The organism is Cupriavidus sp. 8B (assembly GCF_054589115.1).
The window spans coordinates 1-979 of sequence record NZ_BAAILO010000552.1 but is presented as its reverse complement, the minus strand read 5'-3'; the positions used below and the strand labels follow the sequence as shown (position 1 = coordinate 979).

Here is a 979-nt window from a genome sequence, read left to right as displayed (position 1 = left end):
GCCGGACAATCTCACGGCGTGGCAGGCAAAGGGTGAAGAACAGAGCTACCTCGTCAAGACCAGGCAGTCGGAGCACGACGTTGCCGGCGCGGAGATTGACAAGTACCGCGTCACTAGTCGCCCGACCGTCGCGCTCGTGGCACGTTATGGCGCCCAAGGCCAAACCGGCAATCTGGCTCCCTGGGTTGCAGCCAGCAACACCCGAACCGCGACGATCGGCTTGCAGCTCAACATTCCGCTGTACGCGGGCGGCGGACTGGATTCGCGCGAGCGGGAATCCGTTGCGAGGAAGAGCCAGGCGGAGCAGGAGGTTGCCGCCGCCCGGCGAGACGTGCGCTTGAATGTGCAGGACGGATTCCTCTCGGTGAAAACGGGCGTGTCGCGCGTCGCCGCTCTCGAGCAGTCGTTGACTTCGGCGCGTAGCGCGCTCGCGGCGACGACGCTTGGCCGGGACGTTGGCACCCGTACGGAACCCGACGTACTGGACGCGCAGCAGCGCGTGTTCGCCGCTGAGCTTGACCTGGTTCAGGCACGCCTGGACTACCTCCTTGGCCGTCTACGGCTTGCCGCCGCGGCGGGGGAACTGAGCGAGGAAACCTTGCGCTCGTTGAATGCCTGGCTCGCAGCCTGATGGCGAGATCCTATGCTAGGAGATCTGCAGCACTATTGGAGCGGCGCCTTTCTCGCCGCCAACGCGTTCATCGGGCTGAACATGGTGGGCGCGTTGCTGCTGGGAATGCTGGTTGGCTACGAGCGCTCGTACAACCCCCCGCGTCAGAATGGTTGTCGCCCCGATAGAATCAGAACCCCGGGGGCGAGGATGAAGGACGAGAGTGGCCAGGTACGGAAAAGAATTCAAGGACAGGGCTGTCGCGCGCATGCTGCCGCCCGAGAGCGCATCGCCGGAAGACGTTGGGCGCGAGATTGGCGTGGGTGTGGATACGCTTGAGCGTTGGCGCAGTGAGTCGCGGGGGGGGGG

At 65.1% G+C, this 979-nt stretch carries 2 protein-coding genes; both read left to right on the top strand.

The features are described from left to right. On the top strand, positions 1-631 hold a 631-nt coding region (locus ACYP5B_RS47910), incomplete at its 5' end, for a TolC family protein (RefSeq protein WP_459574422.1). Positions 632-833: 202 nt separating this feature from the next. Continuing rightward, a partial coding sequence (locus ACYP5B_RS47905) for a transposase (RefSeq protein WP_459574424.1) occupies positions 834-979 on the top strand: 146 nt, incomplete at its 3' end.